The organism is Streptococcus infantis (genome assembly GCF_047463635.1).
Taxonomy (GTDB): Bacteria; Bacillota; Bacilli; order Lactobacillales; family Streptococcaceae; genus Streptococcus; species Streptococcus infantis_W.
Window position 1 is genome coordinate 1 of the sequence record NZ_JASHDL010000058.1, and the last position, 620, is coordinate 620.

Genomic DNA, 620 nt, shown 5'->3' on the forward strand with positions numbered 1-620 from the left:
AGGACCGATGTGTTTTTGCAATTCAGTCATGAAGCTTTGGCAGAAACGCATTACTTCAGCGTCTGTTTTTCCTTTAGGATCGAAGTCAGATCCACCTTTACCACCACCGATAGGAAGACCAGTCAAGACGTTTTTGAAGATTTGTTCGAAACCGAGGAATTTCAAGATCCCTTGGTTAACAGTTGGGTGGAAACGAAGACCACCTTTGTATGGACCTACAGCAGAGTTGAATTGAACACGGTAACCACGGTTTACTTGGATGTTTCCTTCACGGTCAACCCAAGGAACACGGAAAGAAATCACGCGTTCAGGTTCTGTAATACGAGCCAAAATGTTTTCTTCGATGTATTCAGGATGTTTTTCAAAAACAGGTTCCAAAGTGCTGAGGAACTCTTCAACAGCTTGAAGGAATTTTCTGAAGGGTACTGCATAGCAAGGAACAAGCCCATCCGTGCACGTTCGTCTACTTCCAATTCCAAGATGTTGACACCATCAAAGAGAATCTCCCCTTTGGTTACTTCATAATTCGGATTTCCCATAATGGCAGCTGACAGAGTAGATTTCCCTGTTCCGTTTGGTCCCATGATGGCTGCGATCTCACCAGTTTTTAGGGTCAGGTT

At 44.0% G+C, this 620-nt stretch carries 1 protein-coding gene and 1 pseudogene; both read right to left on the reverse strand.

Going from position 1 to position 620, the window contains the following annotated elements:
• A partial coding sequence (locus QM867_RS10795; protein ID WP_414315756.1) for a Glu/Leu/Phe/Val dehydrogenase dimerization domain-containing protein occupies window positions 1-474 on the reverse strand: 474 nt, incomplete at its 3' end.
• Window positions 414-620 (reverse strand): annotated as a pseudogene (locus QM867_RS10800) (ATP-binding cassette domain-containing protein); the annotation flags it as partial. The pseudogene QM867_RS10800 and the gene QM867_RS10795, both read right to left, overlap by 61 nt.